The sequence below is a fragment of the Burkholderia sp. 9775_39 genome (assembly GCF_015712225.1).
GTDB lineage: Bacteria > Pseudomonadota > Gammaproteobacteria > Burkholderiales > Burkholderiaceae > Burkholderia > Burkholderia cenocepacia.
The window spans coordinates 132,281-151,289 of sequence record NZ_JACCQC010000014.1 but is presented as its reverse complement, the minus strand read 5'-3'; the positions used below and the strand labels follow the sequence as shown (position 1 = coordinate 151,289).

Here is a 19,009-nt window from a genome sequence, read left to right as displayed (position 1 = left end):
CGCGCCGGGAACGATTGACGCTCGAGCTTCCGGATGCCGCCGTGCCCCCGTTTCCTCGACTCGTTCTCCGGACTCGACATGACGACTTCGTCTCCCGCCTCCACCACCCTGATGGCCAACGCGATCCGTGCGCTCGCGATGGACGCCGTCCAGCAAGCGAACTCCGGCCACCCCGGCATGCCGATGGGCATGGCCGAAATCGGCGTCGCACTCTGGTCGCGCCATCTGAAGCACAACCCGACGAACCCGCACTGGGCCGACCGCGACCGTTTCGTGCTGTCGAACGGCCATGGCTCGATGCTGCTGTACTCGCTGCTGCACCTGACCGGCTACGACCTGCCGATCGAGGAGCTGAAGAATTTCCGCCAGCTGCACTCGAAGACGCCGGGCCACCCCGAATACGGGATCACGCCGGGCGTCGAGACGACCACCGGCCCGCTCGGCCAGGGTCTCGCGAACGCGGTCGGCATGGCGCTCGGCGAAGCGCTGATGGCCGACGAGTTCAACCGTGACGGCGCGAAGATCGTCGATCACCACACGTACGTGTTCCTCGGCGACGGCTGCCTGATGGAAGGTATCTCGCACGAGGCCTGCTCGCTCGCGGGCACGCTGAAGCTGAACAAGCTGATCGCGCTGTACGACGACAACGGCATCTCGATCGACGGCGACGTCGTCAACTGGTTCCACGACGACACGCCGAAGCGCTTCGAAGCGTACGGCTGGAACGTGATCCCGAACGTGAACGGCCACGACGTCGATGCGGTCGACGCGGCCATCGCGAAGGCGAAGCTGTCGGACAAGCCGACGCTGATCTGCTGCAAGACGGTGATCGGCAAGGGCGCGGCCACGAAGGCCGGCGGCCACGACGTGCACGGCGCGGCGCTCGGCGCGGAAGAAATCGCGAAGACGCGCGAAGCGCTCGGCTGGAAGTGGGAGCCGTTCGTGATTCCGCAGGAAGTCTATGCGGCCTGGGACGCGAAGGAAGCCGGCAAGCGCGCCGAGTCCGAATGGGACGCGACGTTCGCCGCTTATCGTGCGAAGTTCCCGGCGGAAGCCGCCGAATTCGAGCGCCGGATGGCGAACAAGCTGCCGGCCGACTGGGCCGAGAAGGCGGCAGCGATCATCGCCGGCGCGAACGAGCGCGCCGAGACGGTCGCGACCCGCAAGGCGTCGCAGCAGGCGATCGAAGGGCTGGCCGCCGCGCTGCCCGAACTGCTCGGCGGCTCGGCCGACCTGACCGGCTCGAACCTGACCAACTGGAAGGCGTCGAAGGCGGTGCGCGCGAATCCGGAAGGCGCGGGCGTGCTGCTCGGCAACCACATCAACTACGGCGTGCGCGAATTCGGCATGAGCGCCGCGATCAACGGCCTCGCGCTGCATGGCGGCCACAAGCCGTTCGGCGGCACGTTCCTGACGTTCTCCGACTACAGCCGCAACGCGCTGCGCGTGGCCGCGCTGATGAAGGTGCCGTCGATCTTCGTGTTCACGCACGATTCGATCGGCCTCGGCGAAGACGGCCCGACGCACCAGTCGATCGAGCACGTGTCGAGCCTGCGCCTGATTCCGAACCACGACGTCTGGCGTCCGGCCGACACGGTCGAGACGGCCGTCGCCTGGACTCACGCGGTCGCCGCGGATCGTCCGTCGAGCCTGATCTTCAGCCGCCAGAACCTCGCGTTCAACCCGCGTACCGATGCGCAGATCGCCAACATCGAGAAGGGCGGCTACGTGCTGAAGGACTGGGACGAAGAAATCGTCGCGCGCAAGATCATCCTGATCGCGACGGGCTCGGAAGTCGAACTCGCGATGAAGGCCGTCGAGCCGCTCGCGCAGCAGGGCATCGCGGCCCGCGTCGTGTCGATGCCGTCGACCAACGTGTTCGACCGCCAGGACGCCGAGTACCGCGAACGCGTGCTGCCGCACGGCGTGCGCCGCGTCGCGATCGAAGCGGGCGTGACGAGCTTCTGGCACAAGTACGTCGGCCTCGAAGGCGGCGTCGTCGGGATCGACACGTTCGGCGAATCGGCGCCGGCCGGCGTGCTGTTCAAGTACTTCGGCTTCACCGTCGAGCACGTCGTCGAGACCGCCAAGGCCGTGCTGGCCTAAAAGCATACGCGGCGCGCGCCACCCCTCGCGCGCGTCGCACCGTGAAGCTGCACGAAACGAATTTTTTCAGCCATCAGGAGATAGACCATGACGATTCGCGTCGCAATCAACGGCTACGGCCGTATCGGCCGCAACACGCTGCGCGCGTTCTATGAAAACGGCAAGAAGCACGATCTCGAGATCGTCGCGATCAACGACCTGGGCGATGCGAAGACCAACGCGCACCTGACCCAGTACGACACCGCGCACGGCAAGTTCCCGGGCGAAGTGTCGGTCGACGGCGACTACCTCGTCGTGAACGGCGACAAGATCCGCGTGCTCGCGAACCGCAACCCGGCCGAACTGCCGTGGGGCGAGCTGGGCGTCGACGTCGTGATGGAATGCACGGGCTTCTTCACGACGAAGGAAAAGGCGAGCGCGCACCTGAAGGGCGGTGCGAAGAAGGTGATCATCTCGGCGCCGGGCGGCAAGGACGTCGACGCGACGATCGTCTACGGCGTGAACCACGACGTGCTGAAGGCCGAGCACACGGTCATCTCGAACGCATCGTGCACGACGAACTGCCTCGCGCCGCTCGTCAAGCCGCTGAACGACAAGATCGGCCTCGAAACCGGCCTGATGACGACGATCCACGCGTACACGAACGACCAGGTGCTGACGGACGTCTATCACGAAGACCTGCGCCGCGCGCGTTCGGCCACGCACAGCCAGATCCCGACGAAGACGGGCGCGGCATCGGCCGTCGGCCTCGTGCTGCCGGAACTGAACGGCAAGCTCGACGGTTACGCGATCCGCGTCCCGACGATCAACGTGTCGATCGTCGACCTGTCGTTCATCGCGAAGCGCGACACGACGGTCGAGGAAGTCAACGCGATCATGAAGGAAGCATCGGAAGGCGCGCTGAAGGGCATCCTCGGCTACAACGACGCACCGCTGGTGTCGATCGACTTCAACCACAACCCGGCTTCGTCGACGTTCGACGCGACGCTGACCAAGGTGTCGGGCCGCCTCGTGAAGGTCTCGAGCTGGTACGACAACGAGTGGGGTTTCTCGAACCGCATGCTGGATACGGCTGTCGCGTTCGCGAACGCGAAGTAATCCCGCATGTCGCGCGGCCGCCGCAAGGCGGCCGGCGTGGCGAACGAGCCCGGCCCGGGGTTTCCCGGCCGGGTTTTTTATTGCCCGGCGTTCGCCGTCACGTGCTCGATCGCATCGACGAACGCGCGCTTCAGCGGGCTGTCGAGATCGGCCCACGCGAGCCCGATGCCGCTGCGATGCCCGGCCAGGTCGAGCGGCCGCGCGAGCACGTTCGGCGGCAGCGCGCTGGCCGCTTCCGCCGGAATCAGCCCGATCCCCATTCCCGCCGCGACGAGCGCGAGCATCGTCGTGAATTCGCCGAACTCCTGCGCAATGTCGAGCGTCGTGCCCGCGCGGCTCAGCGCGAGCAGCATGTCGTCGTGAAAGCCGGGCGCGTAGCGGCGCGCGAGCACGAACACGGGCTGGCCGCGCAGTGCGGCTGCCGAAACCGTGTGGTGCGCGGCGAGCGGATGGTCGAGCGGCAGCGCGACGACGAACCCTTCCTCGAGCACCACGCGCGTGTCGATGCCCGCATACGCGGCCGGCAGCCGGATCATCCCGAAGTCGATCCGGCGGTCGCGCAGCGCGGCGACTTGGTCGGGCGTCGGCATGTCCTTCAGTTCGAGCGCGATCAGCGGGTAGCGCTCGCGCATCGTGCGCAGCACGGCCGGCAGCAGCGCCGGCAACACCGACGATACGAACGCGATCCGCAGCGTGCCGATTTCGCCGCGGCTCGACAGCCGCGCGATCTGTTCCGCGCGCGCGGCCTGCTGCAGCGTCGCCCGCGCTTCCGGCAGGAACACGCGCCCGGTGTCGCTCAACTCGACCTTGTGCCGGTCGCGCTCGAACAGGCGCGCGCCGAGTTCCGCCTCGAGCGCCTTGATCTGCATGCTCAGCGCGGGCTGCACGATGAACAGGCGCTGCGCGGCGCGCCCGAAATGCAGCTCTTCCGCGAGCGTGACGAAGGCGCGCAATTGCTTGAGTTCCATGGGTGGCGGGGACGACGCGACGGTAATCAGTTTTCATGATAACCGGATCAAAAAAGACCATTGGCGCGGGCCGGGCCGGCGGCCGAAGATATCGTGAACACGAGACCGGGCGCGACGGGCGCCGGCTCGACTGGCACGAGGAGACATCCATGACCCATGCGCTTGACCGGTTCCGCCTCGACGGCCGCCGCGCGCTGATTACCGGTTCCGGCCGCGGGATCGGACTGACGCTCGCCCGCGGGCTCGCGGAAGCCGGCGCGGCGATCGTCATCAACGATCGCAATGAAGAGAAGGCCGCGACGCTCGCGCGCCGGTTTCGCGACGAAGGCTTCGCGGCCGACCATGCGGTGTTCGACGTGGCCGAGCACGCGCAGGTCCGTGCGGCGATCGACGAGTTCGAGGCGCGCGTCGGCGCGATCGACATCCTCGTGAACAATGCGGGCATCCAGCGCCGCGCGCCGCTCGACGCTTTCGACCCGGACGACTGGCATGCGCTGATGCGCGTGAATCTCGACGGCGTGTTCAACGTCGCGCAGGCCGTCGCGCGGCACATGATTGCGCGTGGCCACGGCAAGATCATCAACATCTGCTCGGTGCAGAGCGAGCTCGCCCGGCCCACGATCGCACCGTATGCGGCGACCAAGGGCGCGGTGCGGATGCTGACCAAAGGGATGTGCGCCGACTGGGCGCGCCACGGCATCCAGGCGAACGGCCTCGCACCCGGCTATTTCGAAACCGAACTGAATCGCGCGCTGGTCGACGACGCGGCGTTTTCTGACTGGCTGTGCAAGCGTACGCCCGCCGGCCGCTGGGGGCAGGTCGACGAGCTGTGCGGCGCGGCGATCTTCCTCGCGTCGGCCGCGTCCGATTTCGTGAACGGCCAGACGCTGTTCGTCGACGGCGGGCTGACCAGTGCCGTCTAACCAGGAGCGCGTCATGCGGTTGCGTTGCATGTGTGTGGTGATCCACGGGCCGAACGACCTGCGGGTCGAGGAGCAGGACGCGGGCGAGATCGGCCCGGGCCAGGTGCGTGTCGACGTCGCGATGGGCGGCATCTGCGGCTCGGACCTGCATTACTTCCGGCATGGCGGCTTCGGCGCGATCCGGTTGCAGCAGCCGATGGTGCTCGGCCACGAAGTCGCGGGCACGGTCGCGGCAGTGGCGCCGGACGTGACGTCGGTGAAGGTCGGCGATCGCGTCGCGGTCAATCCGAGCCGGCCGTGCGGCGTGTGCCGCTACTGTCTCGAAGGGCTGCCGAACCAGTGTCTCGACATGCGCTTCTACGGCAGCGCGATGCGGATGCCGCACGTGCAGGGCGCGTTTCGCAACGCGCTCGTGTGCGACGCGGTGCAGTGCGTGAAGGTCGCCGATCACGTGCCGCTGTCGCTCGCGGCGCTCGCCGAGCCGTTCGCGGTCGGGCTGCATGCGGTGTCGCGGGCAGGCCCGCTGATCGGCAAGCGCGTGCTCGTATCGGGGTGCGGGCCGATCGGCGTGCTGGCGGTCGCGGCGGCGCGCGTGCACGGCGCGGCGGAGATCGTCGCGACCGACGTCGTCGACGCGCCGCTGGAAATCGCGAGCGCGCTCGGCGCGGACCGCACGATCAATGCGGCGGCCGATGCCGGCTGGGTCGAACGCTACGGCGCCGGCAAGGGTACGTTCGACGTGATGATCGAGTGTTCGGGCAATGCGCGCGCGCTGCGCGACGGGCTGGACGTGATGCGCCCGCGCGGCATCGTCGTGCAGCTCGGGCTCGGCGGCGACGTGAGCCTGCCGCAGAACGTCGTGGTCGCGAAGGAGCTGTCGATCTGCGGCTCGTTCCGCTTCCACGCGGAATTCGCGCTGGCGGTGCAGTTGATCAACGCGGGGCGCGTCGACCTGCGGCCGGCCGTCACGCGCGTGTTCCCGATGCGCGACGCGAACCTCGCATTCGAACTGGCAGGCGACCGCCAGCGGGCGATGAAGGTGCTGATCGATTTCGCGAGCGAGGCCGCGTGACGGTGCGGCGCTGGCGCGTCGAGACGGCAGTGACGCCCCTGGCAAAAAGGCACGCCCGCGATGCGCGGCGCGTGCCTTTTTCGTCGTGCGGCGCAAACGAATTGCTGGATTGCCGCTCTACCGCCTCATTGCGTGACCTGCCGCGAACCGACGCGTTGCGACGCGAGCCACAGCGCGATCAGCACACCCGATAGCGCGGCACCCGCGATACATACGCCGCGCCAGCCGTCGAGGCCGTACGCGACGCTCGCCGCGAACGAGCCGAGCGCGCCGCCGATGAAGTAGCTCGTCAGGTAGATCGTCGTCACGCGGCTGCGCGCATGGCCGGCCAGCGCATAGATCACGCTCTGGTTCGAGATGTGCATGCCCTGCACGCCGACGTCGAGCAGCAGGATGCCGGCGATCAGCGCCGCGAGCGAATGCGCGCCGGTCGCGATCAGCGCGAACGCGCCGAGCACGGCCGCCGCGAACAGGCCGGTGGCGGCATTGCCGTGGCCGCGATCGACCAGCCGGCCGGCCGACGTCGCCGCGAGCGCACCGACTGCGCCGACGATGCCGAACAGGCCGATCTGTCCTTCGGAATAGCTGTACGGCGGCTGGCTCAGCAGGAACGTGAGACCCGTCCACAGCAGGCTGAAGCACGCGAACACGAGCGCGCCGTAGGTCGAGCGCAGCGCGATCAGCGGCTGCGCGCGCACCAGCGCGACGAGCGACTTCATCAGCGCCGCATAGTCGAGCCGCGCGTCGCGCCGATCCTTCGGCAGCTTCACGGCGAGCACTGCGGTCAGCGCGAGCACCAGCACCGCGGCGATGCCGTACACCGCGCGCCAGCCGAACCCGTCGGCGATCGCGCCGGCCGCGACGCGCGCGAGCAGGATGCCGAGCAGGAGCCCGCTCATCACGGTGCCGACCGCGCGGCCGCGCGAGCGCGCATCGGCGAGCGACGCCGCGAACGGCACGAGCAGCTGCGTCGAACAGGTGACGAAGCCGACCGCGACGTTCGCGACGACGAACATCGTGAAGTTGGTGCTGAACGTGACCGCGACCAGCGCGACGACGTTCAGCATCAGCAACCGCACGATCAGCGTATGGCGATTGACCGCATCGCCGAGCGGCACGATCAGCAGCAGGCTGGCCGCATAGCCGAGCTGCGTCAGCGTGACGAGATAGCCGAGCTCGGTCGGCGCGCGCCCGAAGCTGTGCGCGATCGCGGCGAGCAGCGGCTGCGCGTAGTAGATGTTGCCGATGACGATGCCGCACGCGCACGCGAACAGCAGCGTCATGCCGCGGGTGAGGGGAGGGTGGTTGTCGTGATGCGGTTCCATGATCGCGAAAAACGGCGGCGCCGGCCGGCGGCACGGGGCCGTCGGCTGCGCGGGGTGACGGAAATCGGGGCCCGCGTCGACGGATCGGCGGTGAGCCGATGCGCGCCGGGCGGATCGCGGCCGGGCCCGGATCGGGCGGGCGGCGGATCGTCGTGCGGCGGGCGGTGGCAGGGCAGGCCCGGGCGTGCCGCTCCGGTGCGCCGGCAGCGGCGGTGCGCGGAAGCGGATGTGCGTATGATGCGGGAATCGACCCATAGCGTCCAAGACTGGATCGTTATGGTCTCTATTGGCAAAACCAATACGTTGGCCGCGATGCTTCTCCGCCACATCCGCTATTTCCTGGCCGTCGCCGAGCAGCGCAGTTTCACGCGCGCGGCCGACGCGCTGCACGTGTCGCAGCCGACGCTGTCGCAGCAGGTCCGCCAGCTCGAGGAAACGCTCGGCGTGCAGCTGTTCGACCGCTCGGGCCGCACGGTGCGGCTCACCGAATTCGGCGAGGTCTATGCGCGCCATGCGCGCGCGGCGCTGCACGAGCTCGATACCGTGCAGCGCGCGCTGCACGATGTCGCGGATCTCGGCCGCGGTTCGCTGCGGCTCGCGATGATGCCGACATTCGCGGCCTACCTGAGCGGCTCGCTGATCGACGCGTTCCATGCCGACCATCCGAACGTCGCGCTGACGATCGACGCGATGCCGCAGGAACGCATCGAGGCGCTGCTCGCGGACGACCGGCTCGACGCCGGTTTCGCGTTCATGCCGCCGCGCGCGCCGGACATCGACGCGCTGCCGCTGTGGGACGAGCCGCTCGCGCTGGTGACGGGCCGCACGCATCGGCTCGCGCGCCATCGCCGCGCGCTCACGCCGGCCGAACTCGGCGGCGAGCCGCTGGTGCTGCTGAGCCGTGCGTTCGCGACGCGCGAGCGGATCGACCGGTATTTCGTCGAGCACGACGCGCGACCGTTGATCGCGATCGAGACGAATACGGTCAGCGCGGTGCTGGCGCTCGTGCGGCGCGGCCGGCTCGCGACGGTGCTGCCCGACGCGGTCGCGCGCGAGAGCGGCGACCTGTGCGCGCTGGAGATCGATCCGCCGCTGCCGACGCGCACGGCCGCGCTGCTCACGCGCAAGGGCGCGTACCGCAGCGTCGCGGCCCGCGCGCTCATCGAGCGCGTGCGCGCGTATCGCGATCGGTCGGAACGGTGACCGGACCGGCCGGGCGGCGGCGCGGGAGGATTACGCGCCGGGCGTCGGGAAGAAGATGCCCGCGCGCTGCGCGGCGTTCGCGATGTGCGTTTCGATCGCGGTGCCGGCGGCCGCCGCATCGCGCGCGATCAGCGCGTCGACGATCGCGCGGTGCTCGTGCCACGTCGACAGCAGCAGCTCGCGCCGGTAGAACGGCATGCGCTGGCTTTCCTTCATGATGTCCGCGCTGCTGCGCAGGATGGACTCGATCGCCGCGTTGCCGGCCAGATGGATGATCCGCATGTGGAAGTCGAAATCGAGCCGCGACGCCTCGTCGAGCGCGCTTTCGGTCAGCGCGACGTGCAGGTCGGCGAGGTTGTCCTCGAACCACGCGATGTCGGCATCGCTGACCACGTGCGCGGCCATTCGCGCGGCGAACCCTTCGAGCGCATAGCGCATCTGGTAGGTATCGGGCGGCGACGACTGCTCGGCGAATTGCCACGGATGCGCGGCCGACGCCTGCGCGCTTTCGACGTACACGCCCTTGCCCGCGCGGATGCGCAGCATCCCGAGCGCCTCGAGCGTCGACAGCGCCTCGCGCAGCGACGCGCGGCTGATCTCCAGCTCCTCGGAGAGCTGGCGCTGGGCCGGCAGCAGGCTGCCGACCGGATACACGCCTGCCTCGATCCGGTCGCGGATCGTTGCGATGGCGGCGTCGGTCACGGTATGCGGAACATTTTTCATGATGTGAACGATGGCCGGTCTGACCGGGATTGTAATCCGCACGCGGGCGGTGCACGACGGCCCTACGGGAAAGCCACGATCCGCCCCTTTCCGATGCGCCGGCGGGGCGTGCACAGGGGCGGGAAATCCCTATTTTGTCCGTCCTTGACGCCACTATATCGGCTTCCTACTATCCACCATAACACCACTGGTCTTACCAGTATGAACAGACGAAACTGCAACCGTTGGATCGGGAGAGCGCCGTGTCGAAATTCCTCAATTCGCTGTTTGGCCGGGTAGTCGTCGCATTGATCCTGGGGGTCGCGCTAGGCGCGTTCTTCCCGCATTTCGCCGAGTCGCTGCGACCGCTCGGCGACGGCTTCCTGAAGCTCATCAAGATGGTCATCGGCCCGATCGTGTTCTGCGTCGTGGTCAGCGGGATGGCCAATGCGGGCGACCTGAAGAAGGTCGGCCGGGTCGGCCTGAAAGCCGTCGTCTACTTCGAGGTGATGACGACGCTCGCGCTCGGCATCGGGCTCGTGCTCGCGTGGCTCACGCGCCCGGGCGTCGGGATGAACATCGACCTGCGCTCGCTCGACGCGGCGTCGCTGTCGACGTACGCGAAGAACGCCGAAAGCCTGAAGGACACGGCCGGCTACCTGATGAAGATCATTCCCGAGACCGCGATCGACGCGTTCGCGAAGGGCGACATCCTGCAGATCCTCGTGTTCGCGGTGCTGTTCGGCTCCGCGCTGTCGCTGCTCGGCGACAAGGCGCAGCGCGTCAATTCGCTGATCGAGGAACTGTCGCACGTGTTCTTCCGGATCATCGGCTTCATCATCAAGCTCGCGCCGCTCGGCGTGCTCGGCGCGATCGCGTTCACGACCGGCAAGTACGGCGTCGCGTCGCTCAAGCAGCTCGGCTACCTGGTCGCGGTGTTCTACCTGAGCTGCTTCGTGTTCGTCACGGTCGTGCTCGGTGCGGTGATGCGGCTCGCGGGCTTCTCGGTGTTCAAGCTGATCCGCTACCTGCGCGAGGAACTGTCGATCGTGCTCGGCACGGCGTCGTCGGACGCGGTACTGCCGCAGGTGATGAGCAAGCTCGAATACATGGGCATCAAGGATTCGACCGTCGGCCTCGTGATCCCGACCGGCTATTCGTTCAACCTCGACGGCTTCTCGATCTACCTGACGCTCGCCGTGCTGTTCATCGCACAGGCCACCAACACGCCGCTGTCCACGCACGACCTGATCGTCGTGCTGCTCGTGTCGCTCGTCACGTCGAAGGGCGCGCACGGCATCCCCGGCTCGGCGATCGTGATCCTCGCGGCGACGCTGTCGGCGATTCCCGCGATTCCGGTGCTCGGCCTCGTGCTGATCCTGCCGGTCGACTGGTTCGTCGGCATCGCCCGCGCGCTGACCAACCTGATCGGCAACTGCGTCGCGACGGTCGTCGTCGCGGTGTGGGAGAACGACATCGACCGCGCCCGCGCGAAACGCGTGCTGAACCGCGAGCTGCGCTACGTGGCCGACGCGCCGGGCAGCGCCGCACCGGTCGCCGGCGACCAGGCCCACGCGCTCTGAACGCGACTCCCGCGCGGCGCGGCGCCCCTGGCCGCCCCGCGCGACCGAACTTCATGCGACCGGTGCGATGACGTGCCGGCGCTTCTCAACATGATGGAGACGACATGGCAGCCCCCATTCTCGATCCGAACGCGCCGGCTTTCACGCGGCGCTACATGAACCTCGCCGACCCGCGCCTCGGGGCGCAGGCGCTGTTCGCCAGCGACGAATTCTTCGCGCCGAAGGAGCGCATGCTGAATCCGGAGCCGGCCGTGTTCATTCCCGGCAAGTACGACGACCACGGCAAGTGGATGGACGGCTGGGAAACGCGCCGCAAGCGCACGACCGGCCACGACTTTTGCGTGGTGCGTCTGGCGCGGCCGGGCGTGATTGTCGGCGTCGATCTCGATACGAGCCACTTCACCGGCAACTTCCCGCCGGCCGCGTCGATCGAGGCCTGCGCGGTGGACGGCGACACGCCGCCCGACGACGCCGAGTGGCGCACCATCGTCCCCGCGACGACGCTGCAGGGCAACTCGCATCACTACGTGAGCGTCGACGATGCGCGGCCGGTCACGCACCTGCGCGTGAACCTGTATCCGGACGGCGGGCTCGCGCGGCTGCGCGTGTACGGCCAGCCGCAGCGCGACTGGCGTCACGTGCCGGCCGGCGAGCTGGTCGATCTCGCGGCGATCGAGAACGGCGGTTATCTGGTGGCCGCGAACAACCAGCACTTCGGCCCGGCCTCGCAGATGCTGATGCCGGGGCGCGGCGTGAACATGGGCGACGGCTGGGAAACGCGGCGCCGCCGCGAGCCCGGCAACGACTGGGCGATCGTCGCGCTCGCGCGGCCGGGCATCCTCCGGCGCGTCGAGGTCGACACGGCGTTCTTCAAGGGCAATTTCCCCGATCGCTGCTCGCTGCAGGCCGCGCACGTCACGGGCGGCACCGACGATTCGCTCGTCACGCAGGCGATGTTCTGGGCCGAACTGCTCGGCGAGCAGAAGCTGCAGATGGATCACGTGCACACGTTCGACCAGCTCGCGGCGCTAGGCCCCGTCACGCACGTGCGGTTCAACATCTTCCCGGACGGCGGCGTGTCGCGCCTGCGTCTGTGGGGCGAGCCGGCTTGAAGGAGGGCAGCGGCATGAGCGGAACCCCGATCCTGCGCGTCGAGCGCCTGACCCGCGAAGCGTTCGCGCCGTTCGGCGACGTGATCGCGCTCGAAGGCGCGCGGCATTTCCCGATCAACGGCGGCACGACCGAGCGCTTTCACGATCTCGCGACGATCGACGTCTGCGCGGACGGCGGCCGGCCGCTCGTCAGCGTGTTTCGCGCGCAGCCGCGCGCGGTGCCGGTCGCGATCACGCTGATGGAGCGTCATCCTCACGGCAGCCAGGCGTTCATCCCGCTCGCGGCGGTGTCGCGCTACGCGATCGTCGTCGCGCCGGCCGGCGAATTCCGGCCCGACGCGATGCGCGCGTTCCTGGCCGAGGGCTGGCAGGGCGTCAATTATGCGAAGGGCGTCTGGCACCATCCGCTGCTCGCGCTCGACGCGGTCAGCGATTTCGTGATCGTCGATCGCGGCGGGCCGCAGCCGAATTGCGACGAGATCCCGCTGGAATGCGCGTGGGCGCTCGAGTTCGAGCCGGCCTGCGCGGGCGCCGAAGGGCTTTCGTAAGCCTTCCGGGCGCGCGGCGCCATTCCCCGAAAAAGCGGACGGCCCGGGCGGCGAGATGCCGGCCGGGCCGTCTTGCGTGCGCGGGTGGCGCGCTTCAGTGCTTGCGGTGCGGGCAGTTCTCGGTCGTGCACGAACCGTACATCGCGAGCGAGTGCTCCTGGAGCCGGAAACCGCGTTCCTTCGCGATCGCCTGCTGGCGGCTCTCGATCTCGGCGTCGAAGAATTCCTCGACGCGGCCGCAATCGAGGCACACGAGGTGGTCGTGGTGCGAACCTTCGTTCAGCTCGAACACCGCCTTGCCGGATTCGAAGTTGCTGCGCGACAGCAGGCCGGCCTGCTCGAACTGCGTGAGCACGCGATAGACGGTGGCGAGCCCGATGTCGAGCTGCTCGTTGAGCAGGTTGCGGTAGACGTCTTCGGCCGTCAGGTGGCGCACGGGGCTCTGCTGGAAGATCTCGAGAATCTTGAGGCGCGGTAGGGTGGCCTTTAGCCCGATATTCTTGAGATCCGTCGGATTGGTCATGGCTAGGCATCCCTAGAGTACAATGCAGGGCTTCAATGTTACCGGCTTTTCGCCGTTCCAGATATACGCGCGGCCTGCACGCGGGCCAGCACGGTGAAGGAAATGATCCCAGAATCGCTTTCGCACTTTCAGAGGAGTCGCATGCGGAGTGCCATCATCGCTGCCGCCGCCGTTGTCGCGCTGGCGGGTTGTTCGTCGTACGACAGCGTGACGCAGCGCATTGCGCAGAGCATCACGCCGTATCGGATCACCGTCGTGCAGGGCAACTTCGTGTCGCAGGAGAAAGCCGCACAGTTGCAGGCCGGCATGACGCGCGAGCAGGTCCGCGCGCTGCTCGGCACACCGCTGCTGGCGGACATGTTCCACGCGGATCGCTGGGATTATCTCTTCTACTTCAAGCGCGGCTCGACGTCGATCGTCCAGCAGCGCGACCTCGTGGTCAACTTCTCGGGCGATCGCGTCACGAGCTGGACCGGCGCCGACAACCTGCCGTCCGAGCTCGACCTGCTGGCCGACATCGACGGCGACCGCGGCGGCAAGAAGGCGAAGGCCGCTGCCGCGGCGAAGAAGGCTTCCGAAGCCGCGGCCGCCGCGAGCGCCGCGCAGGCTGCCGCTGCGGCGAGCCCGGCCACCGTGCCGGCATCCGGCGCGGCGGTCGACCAGGATGCGAACGCCCAGGCGGCGCGCGCGGCGAACCGCGCGACCAACCAGGTGTCGGGCCAGGGTTCGGGTTCGCGCCGGTTCACGCCGGCCGCGCAGGCCTCGGGCGGCGCGCCGGTGCCGGGCGGCCAGCCGCCGGGCGCCGCGCCGGCGATCCAGCCGCAGTTCCAGTTCCACCGTCCGCCGCCGCCGAACGTGTCGAACGAGGCGTCGCCGCCCGTCGGCCCGCAAGGCTCGGACAACCTGCAGAACCAGCCGCTCACCGCACCGGCGCAGTAAGCGGCCGGCGTGCGGAAACGGGGCGGCATGCGCCGCCCGCCTTTAGACCTGTCGTGTAGAAAGCCATGAAGATTGCGATTGCCGGCGCATCGGGCCGAATGGGCCGGATGCTGATCGAAGCCGTTCTCAACGATGCCGACGCGCAGCTCGTCGGCGCGCTCGACCGCGCCGGTTCGCCGTTCCTCGGCCAGGACGCCGGTGCGTTCCTCGGCAAGGACACCGGGATCAAGCTGACCGACGATCTCGACGCCGTGTTCGCGCAGGCCGAGTACCTGATCGATTTCACGCGTCCGGAAGGCACGATGGCCCATATTGCGGCCGCGCTGCGCCACGACGTGAAGCTCGTGATCGGCACGACCGGCTTCACCGCCGAGCAGAAGGCCGAGCTGCAAGCCGCGGCGGGCAAGATCGGCATCGTGTTCGCGGCGAACATGAGCGTCGGCGTGAACGTCACGCTGAAGTTGCTCGAATTCGCGGCGAAGCATTTCTCGCACGGCTACGACATCGAGATCATCGAAGCGCATCACCGCCACAAGGTCGACGCGCCGTCGGGCACCGCGCTGATGATGGGCGAAGCCGTCGCCGGCGCGCTCGGCCGCTCGCTCGACGACTGCGCGGTGTACGGCCGCCACGGCGTGACGGGCGAGCGCGATCCGTCGTCGATCGGCTTTGCCGCGGTGCGCGGCGGCGACATCGTCGGCGATCACACCGTGCTGTTCGCCGGGATCGGCGAGCGCATCGAGATCACGCACAAGTCGTCGAGCCGCGTGTCGTACGCGCAGGGCGCGTTGCGTGCGGTCCGCTTCCTGTCGGCGCGCGGCGCCGGCCTGTTCGACATGCAGGACGTGCTCGGCCTGCGCTGACACCGCGAGGAAACTCCGATGGCGATTCCCACCGGCGTTGTCCACTACCTCGAAAGCGGCGATGCGATCACGCACGCCGTCTCCTATGTGCTGCTGGCGATGTCCGTCGCCAGCTGGTGCTTCCTCTTCATGAAAGCCTGGCTGCTGGTCCGCGCGAAGCGGCAGGGGCCGCGCGCGCTCGCCGCGTTCTGGCGCGCGCCGTCGCTCGACGCGGGCATCGCCGCGCTGGCCGGCGCCGATCGCGAGCGCGTGTTCGTGCCGCTCGCCGAAGCCGCGCGCGATGCGGCCGACGACCACGACCCGGCCGCGCTGGCCGCGCGTGTCGAGCGCAGCGAACGCGTGCTGCGCGCGTTGCGTCACGCGATGCTGCGCTCGCAGCGGCGTCTCGAATTCGGCCAGGTGCTGCTCGCGTCGATCGGCAGCACCGCGCCGTTCGTCGGGCTGCTCGGCACCGTGTGGGGCATCTATCACGCGCTCGGCAGCATCGCCGCGAGCGGGCAGGCGCAGATCGAGAACGTCGCGGGGCCGGTCGGCGAGGCGCTGATCATGACCGCGTTCGGGCTGGTCGTCGCGATTCCCGCGGTGCTCGCGTACAACATCCTCGGCCGGCTCGTCCGGCAGCTCGCCGAGGAACTCGACGGCTTCGCGCGCGATCTGCACGTCTTCGTGTGCGCGCAGGGCGCCTGACGCGCCGGTTCCGGAGGAACGACCATGGCATTCGGCGGGCTCGAGCACCACAAGACGTCCGCGCCGATGGCGGAAATCAACATGACGCCGCTGATCGACGTGATGCTCGTGCTGCTCGTCATCTTCATCATCACCGCGCCGCTGATGACGCACGCGATCCGGCTCGACCTGCCGAAGGTCGCGGCCAGCGTCGCGCGCGACACGCCGCAATCCGTCACCCTGTCGATCGACGACGCGGGCAAGCTCTACTGGGACGACGCGCCCGTGGCGCTCGACGCGCTGCCGGCGCGGTTCAAGGCCGCCGCCGCGGGCGCCGCGCCGCCCGAACTGCGGCTGCGTGCGTCGCGCGCGACGCGCTACGACGTGATCGCGCAGGTGATGGGCGCCGCGCAGGCCGCGGGCCTCACGCGGATCGGCTTCGTGACCGACGTGCCGCCGGCCGGGAGCGCGGCCGCGCCGGCCGCCGCCGGCGCGAAACCCTGATACGCCTGATACGCCGTCGCTGCGGGCCCCGGCGCGCGCTCCCCGGTTTGGAAAAATTCATTCCGGGGGCCGGCGCAAGCCCGTTATTGGCGTGAACGGGCCCTGGCCCGCGCGACCGGCCGTGCGGGCCCGCACGGGCGGTATAATCGACGTTTTTCCCGGCGCGGAACCGGTCAGCCCGTTCCCGCGCCGGGCACGCACGATTTTCGATCCAATCCTGCGCGCGAGCCGTCGCGCCGCTTAAAGCCTAGCCCGAACCACACCATGCACGAGAGATACGTACCCGCCGACGTCGAAGCCGCCGCCCAGGGCGACTGGCGCGCAGCCGATGCCTACAAGACGAAGGAAGATTCGCAGAAGCCGAAGTTCTACTGCGTATCGATGCTGCCGTACCCGTCCGGCAAGCTGCACATGGGTCACGTGCGCAACTACACGATCAACGACGTGATGTACCGCTATCTGCGGATGAACGGCTACAACACGCTGATGCCGATGGGCTGGGACGCGTTCGGGATGCCGGCCGAGAACGCCGCGATGGCGAACGGCGTGCCGCCCGCGAAGTGGACCTACGACAACATCGACTACATGAAGGGCCAGATGCAGTCGATGGGCCTCGCGATCGACTGGTCGCGCGAAATCGCGACGTGCAAGCCCGACTACTACAAGTGGAACCAGTGGCTGTTCCTGAAGATGCTCGAGAAGGGCATCGCGTACAAGAAGACGGGCACCGTGAACTGGGACCCGGTCGACCAGACCGTGCTCGCGAACGAGCAGGTGATCGACGGCCGCGGCTGGCGCTCGGGCGCGCTCGTCGAGAAGCGCGAGATCCCGATGTACTACCTGCGCATCACGCAGTACGCGGATGAGCTGCTGAACGATCTCGACGGCCTCGGCTGGCCCGAGCGCGTGAAGATCATGCAGCAGAACTGGATCGGCAAGAGCTTCGGCGTGAACTTCGGCTTCCCGTACGAACTCGACGGCGAGCAGAAGCTGCTGCGCGTGTTCACGACGCGCGCCGACACGATCATGGGCGTCACGTTCTGCGCCATCGCGGCCGAGCACCCGCTCGCCACGCGCCTCGCGCAGGACAAGCCGGAACTGCTCGCGTTCATCGAAGAATGCAAGCGCGGCGGTGTCGCCGAGGCCGACGTCGCGACGATGGAGAAGAAGGGCGTCGCGACCGGCTTCTCGGTCAAGCACCCGCTGACCGGCGAGCCGGTCGAGGTGTGGATCGGCAACTACGTGCTGATGAGCTATGGCGAAGGCGCGGTGATGGGCGTGCCGGGCCACGACGAGCGCGATTTCGCGTTCGCGAAGAAATACGACCTGCCGATCAAGCAGGTGATCGCGAGCGAAGGACAGACGTACTCGCTCGACGCATGGCAAGAGTGGTACGGCGACAAGGAAACCGCGGTCTGCGTGAACAGCGGCAAGTACGACGGCCTGCGCTACGCGGAAGCGGTCGACGTGGTCGCGGCCGACCTGAAGGCCGGCGGCTTCGGCGACAAGCAAGTCACGTGGCGCCTGCGCGACTGGGGCGTGTCGCGCCAGCGCTACTGGGGCACGCCGATCCCGATCATCCACTGCCCGTCGTGCGGCGACGTGCCGGTGCCGGAGCAGGATCTGCCGGTCGTGCTGCCGGAAGACCTCGTGCCGGACGGCACGGGCAACCCGCTCGCGAAGTCGGAAGCGTTCCTGAACTGCACGTGCCCGAAGTGTGGCGCGGCCGCGAAGCGCGAAACCGACACGATGGACACCTTCGTCGATTCGTCGTGGTACTTCTCGCGCTACACGGCGCCGGACGCCGAGACCATGGTCGACGCGCGCACCGATTACTGGATGCCGATGGACCAATACATCGGCGGCATCGAGCACGCGATCCTGCACCTGCTGTATTCGCGTTTCTGGACCAAGGTGATGCGCGACCTCGGCCTCGTGAAGTTCGGCGAGCCGGCGAAGAACCTGCTCACGCAGGGGATGGTGCTGAACGAGACGTACTACCGCGAGGACGCGGCAGGCAAGAAGACCTGGTACAACCCGCTCGACGTGACGGTCACGCACGACGACAAGGGGCGCCCGGTCGGTGCGACGCTGAACGCGGACGGCCAGCCGGTCGTGCTCGGCGGCATCGAGAAGATGTCGAAGTCGAAGAACAACGGCGTCGATCCGCAACTGCTGATCGACCAGTACGGCGCCGATACCGCGCGCCTGTTCACGATGTTCGCGGCACCGCCCGAGCAGCAGCTCGAGTGGTCGGGCGCGGGCGTCGAAGGCGCGAGCCGCTTCCTGCGCCGTGTGTGGAGCTTCGGCTACGGCAACCGCGAAGCGCTCGCCGCGCGCGCCGGGTTCGACGCCGCGACGCTCGGCGACGCCGACAAGGCGCTGCGCCGCGAGATCTACAGCGTGCTGAAGCAGGCCGATTTCGACTACCAGCGCCTGCAGTACAACACGGTCGTGTCGGCCGCGATGAAGATGCTGAACGCAATCGACGGCGCGAAGGGCGCGACGCCCGCCGTGCTGCGCGAGACGTACGGCGTGCTGCTGCGCGTGCTGTACCCGGTCGTGCCGCACGTCACGTTCGAGCTGTGGAAGGCGCTCGGCTACGCGGACGAATTCGGCCCGCTGCTCGATGCGCCGTGGCCGAAGGTCGACGAGGCCGCGCTCGAGCAGGCCGAGATCGAACTCGTGCTGCAGGTGAACGGCAAGGTGCGCGGTGCGCTGAAGGTCGCGAAGGATGCGAGCCGCGACGCGATCGAAGCGGCGGCGGTCGCCGACGAGGCATTCGCGAAGTTCAGCGACGGCAAGCCGGCGAAGAAGATCGTCGTCGTGCCGGGCCGCCTCGTGAACATCGTCGTCTGACGGCCGCCGGCCGTC

General features: G+C 68.5%; 17 protein-coding genes. 13 read left to right on the top strand and 4 right to left on the bottom strand.

The features are described 5' to 3' along the window. The first annotated feature begins 33 nt into the window (after positions 1-33). Both tkt and gap read left to right on the top strand, forming a co-directional pair. Positions 34-2,106, top strand: coding sequence for a transketolase (tkt, locus tag H0X90_RS20160; protein WP_006485709.1), 2,073 nt, complete (start codon positions 34-36; stop codon positions 2,104-2,106). Between the two features lie 87 nt (positions 2,107-2,193). Further along, on the top strand, positions 2,194-3,204 hold the full coding sequence (gene gap, locus H0X90_RS20155) for a type I glyceraldehyde-3-phosphate dehydrogenase (RefSeq protein WP_006485712.1): 1,011 nt from the start codon (positions 2,194-2,196) through the stop codon (positions 3,202-3,204). Between the two features lie 77 nt (positions 3,205-3,281). On the opposite strand, the gene H0X90_RS20150 is transcribed toward gap, so the two are convergent. Beyond that, complete coding sequence (locus H0X90_RS20150; RefSeq protein ID WP_077189459.1) at positions 3,282-4,172, bottom strand: LysR family transcriptional regulator; 891 nt, start codon at positions 4,170-4,172, stop codon at positions 3,282-3,284. A 149-nt stretch (positions 4,173-4,321) separates the two neighbouring features. Between H0X90_RS20150 and H0X90_RS20145 the strand changes: the two genes are divergently transcribed. Together H0X90_RS20145 and H0X90_RS20140 are read left to right on the top strand one after the other, a co-directional pair. Continuing rightward, on the top strand, positions 4,322-5,095 hold the full coding sequence (locus H0X90_RS20145; protein WP_034201869.1) for an SDR family NAD(P)-dependent oxidoreductase: 774 nt from the start codon (positions 4,322-4,324) through the stop codon (positions 5,093-5,095). 13 nt (positions 5,096-5,108) lie between these two features. After that, positions 5,109-6,167, top strand: a complete 1,059-nt coding sequence (locus tag H0X90_RS20140; RefSeq protein WP_077189458.1) for an L-idonate 5-dehydrogenase — start codon at positions 5,109-5,111, stop codon at positions 6,165-6,167. A 125-nt stretch (positions 6,168-6,292) separates the two neighbouring features. Here the strand turns inward: H0X90_RS20140 and H0X90_RS20135 are convergent, their stop codons facing one another. After that, on the bottom strand, positions 6,293-7,492 hold the full coding sequence (locus H0X90_RS20135; RefSeq protein ID WP_012492961.1) for an MFS transporter: 1,200 nt from the start codon (positions 7,490-7,492) through the stop codon (positions 6,293-6,295). Positions 7,493-7,804: 312 nt separating this feature from the next. Between H0X90_RS20135 and cynR the strand changes: the two genes are divergently transcribed. Continuing rightward, on the top strand, positions 7,805-8,695 hold the full coding sequence (gene cynR / locus H0X90_RS20130; RefSeq protein ID WP_077189469.1) for a transcriptional regulator CynR: 891 nt from the start codon (positions 7,805-7,807) through the stop codon (positions 8,693-8,695). A gap of 30 nt (positions 8,696-8,725) precedes the next feature. On the opposite strand, the gene H0X90_RS20125 is transcribed toward cynR, so the two are convergent. Then, positions 8,726-9,418: a FadR/GntR family transcriptional regulator gene (locus tag H0X90_RS20125; RefSeq protein ID WP_034178446.1), complete on the bottom strand. Its 693-nt coding sequence runs from the start codon at positions 9,416-9,418 to the stop codon at positions 8,726-8,728. Positions 9,419-9,660: 242 nt separating this feature from the next. Here H0X90_RS20125 and H0X90_RS20120 point away from each other — a divergent pair, with 242 nt between their 5' ends. From H0X90_RS20120 to H0X90_RS20110, 3 genes are all read left to right on the top strand, one after another. Further along, positions 9,661-10,980, top strand: a complete 1,320-nt coding sequence (locus tag H0X90_RS20120) for a C4-dicarboxylate transporter DctA (protein ID WP_006484664.1) — start codon at positions 9,661-9,663, stop codon at positions 10,978-10,980. 104 nt (positions 10,981-11,084) lie between these two features. Beyond that, the gene (gene alc, locus H0X90_RS20115) at positions 11,085-12,092 is read left to right on the top strand and encodes an allantoicase (RefSeq protein ID WP_077189457.1); all 1,008 of its coding nucleotides are present in this window, start codon (positions 11,085-11,087) and stop codon (positions 12,090-12,092) included. 14 nt (positions 12,093-12,106) lie between these two features. Further along, a complete protein-coding gene (locus H0X90_RS20110; RefSeq protein ID WP_006484667.1) occupies positions 12,107-12,640 on the top strand; it encodes an ureidoglycolate lyase in 534 nt (177 codons plus the stop codon). A gap of 94 nt (positions 12,641-12,734) precedes the next feature. Here the strand turns inward: H0X90_RS20110 and fur are convergent, their stop codons facing one another. Then, entirely contained in the window at positions 12,735-13,163 is a 429-nt protein-coding gene (gene fur, locus H0X90_RS20105) for a ferric iron uptake transcriptional regulator (protein ID WP_006400349.1), read from the bottom strand. 141 nt (positions 13,164-13,304) lie between these two features. Between fur and bamE the strand changes: the two genes are divergently transcribed. From bamE to leuS, 5 genes are all read left to right on the top strand, one after another. Beyond that, complete coding sequence (bamE, locus tag H0X90_RS20100; RefSeq protein WP_006496725.1) at positions 13,305-14,102, top strand: outer membrane protein assembly factor BamE; 798 nt, start codon at positions 13,305-13,307, stop codon at positions 14,100-14,102. Positions 14,103-14,167: 65 nt separating this feature from the next. Beyond that, a complete protein-coding gene (gene dapB, locus H0X90_RS20095; protein ID WP_006485630.1) occupies positions 14,168-14,965 on the top strand; it encodes a 4-hydroxy-tetrahydrodipicolinate reductase in 798 nt (265 codons plus the stop codon). A gap of 18 nt (positions 14,966-14,983) precedes the next feature. Further along, the gene (locus H0X90_RS20090) at positions 14,984-15,652 is read left to right on the top strand and encodes a MotA/TolQ/ExbB proton channel family protein (protein ID WP_058901257.1); all 669 of its coding nucleotides are present in this window, start codon (positions 14,984-14,986) and stop codon (positions 15,650-15,652) included. A 24-nt stretch (positions 15,653-15,676) separates the two neighbouring features. After that, a complete protein-coding gene (locus tag H0X90_RS20085) occupies positions 15,677-16,135 on the top strand; it encodes a biopolymer transporter ExbD (RefSeq protein WP_006496723.1) in 459 nt (152 codons plus the stop codon). Positions 16,136-16,399: 264 nt separating this feature from the next. After that, positions 16,400-18,994: a leucine--tRNA ligase gene (gene leuS, locus H0X90_RS20080; protein ID WP_059721662.1), complete on the top strand. Its 2,595-nt coding sequence runs from the start codon at positions 16,400-16,402 to the stop codon at positions 18,992-18,994. Positions 18,995-19,009 lie beyond the last annotated feature (15 nt).

Bases quoted from the DNA above. Each gene is read 5' to 3' on its own strand.
- tkt (WP_006485709.1), top strand. From the start codon at position 34: ATGCCGCCGTGCCCCCGTTTCCTCGACTCGTTCTCCGGACTCGACATG.
- gap (WP_006485712.1), top strand. From the start codon at position 2,194: ATGACGATTCGCGTCGCAATCAACGGCTACGGCCGTATCGGCCGCAAC.
- H0X90_RS20150 (WP_077189459.1), bottom strand. From the start codon at position 4,172: ATGGAACTCAAGCAATTGCGCGCCTTCGTCACGCTCGCGGAAGAGCTG.
- H0X90_RS20145 (WP_034201869.1), top strand. From the start codon at position 4,322: ATGACCCATGCGCTTGACCGGTTCCGCCTCGACGGCCGCCGCGCGCTG.
- H0X90_RS20140 (WP_077189458.1), top strand. From the start codon at position 5,109: ATGCGGTTGCGTTGCATGTGTGTGGTGATCCACGGGCCGAACGACCTG.
- H0X90_RS20135 (WP_012492961.1), bottom strand. From the start codon at position 7,492: ATGGAACCGCATCACGACAACCACCCTCCCCTCACCCGCGGCATGACG.
- cynR (WP_077189469.1), top strand. From the start codon at position 7,805: ATGCTTCTCCGCCACATCCGCTATTTCCTGGCCGTCGCCGAGCAGCGC.
- H0X90_RS20125 (WP_034178446.1), bottom strand. From the start codon at position 9,418: ATGAAAAATGTTCCGCATACCGTGACCGACGCCGCCATCGCAACGATC.
- alc (WP_077189457.1), top strand. From the start codon at position 11,085: ATGGCAGCCCCCATTCTCGATCCGAACGCGCCGGCTTTCACGCGGCGC.
- H0X90_RS20110 (WP_006484667.1), top strand. From the start codon at position 12,107: ATGAGCGGAACCCCGATCCTGCGCGTCGAGCGCCTGACCCGCGAAGCG.
- fur (WP_006400349.1), bottom strand. From the start codon at position 13,163: ATGACCAATCCGACGGATCTCAAGAATATCGGGCTAAAGGCCACCCTA.
- bamE (WP_006496725.1), top strand. From the start codon at position 13,305: ATGCGGAGTGCCATCATCGCTGCCGCCGCCGTTGTCGCGCTGGCGGGT.
- dapB (WP_006485630.1), top strand. From the start codon at position 14,168: ATGAAGATTGCGATTGCCGGCGCATCGGGCCGAATGGGCCGGATGCTG.
- H0X90_RS20090 (WP_058901257.1), top strand. From the start codon at position 14,984: ATGGCGATTCCCACCGGCGTTGTCCACTACCTCGAAAGCGGCGATGCG.
- H0X90_RS20085 (WP_006496723.1), top strand. From the start codon at position 15,677: ATGGCATTCGGCGGGCTCGAGCACCACAAGACGTCCGCGCCGATGGCG.
- leuS (WP_059721662.1), top strand. From the start codon at position 16,400: ATGCACGAGAGATACGTACCCGCCGACGTCGAAGCCGCCGCCCAGGGC.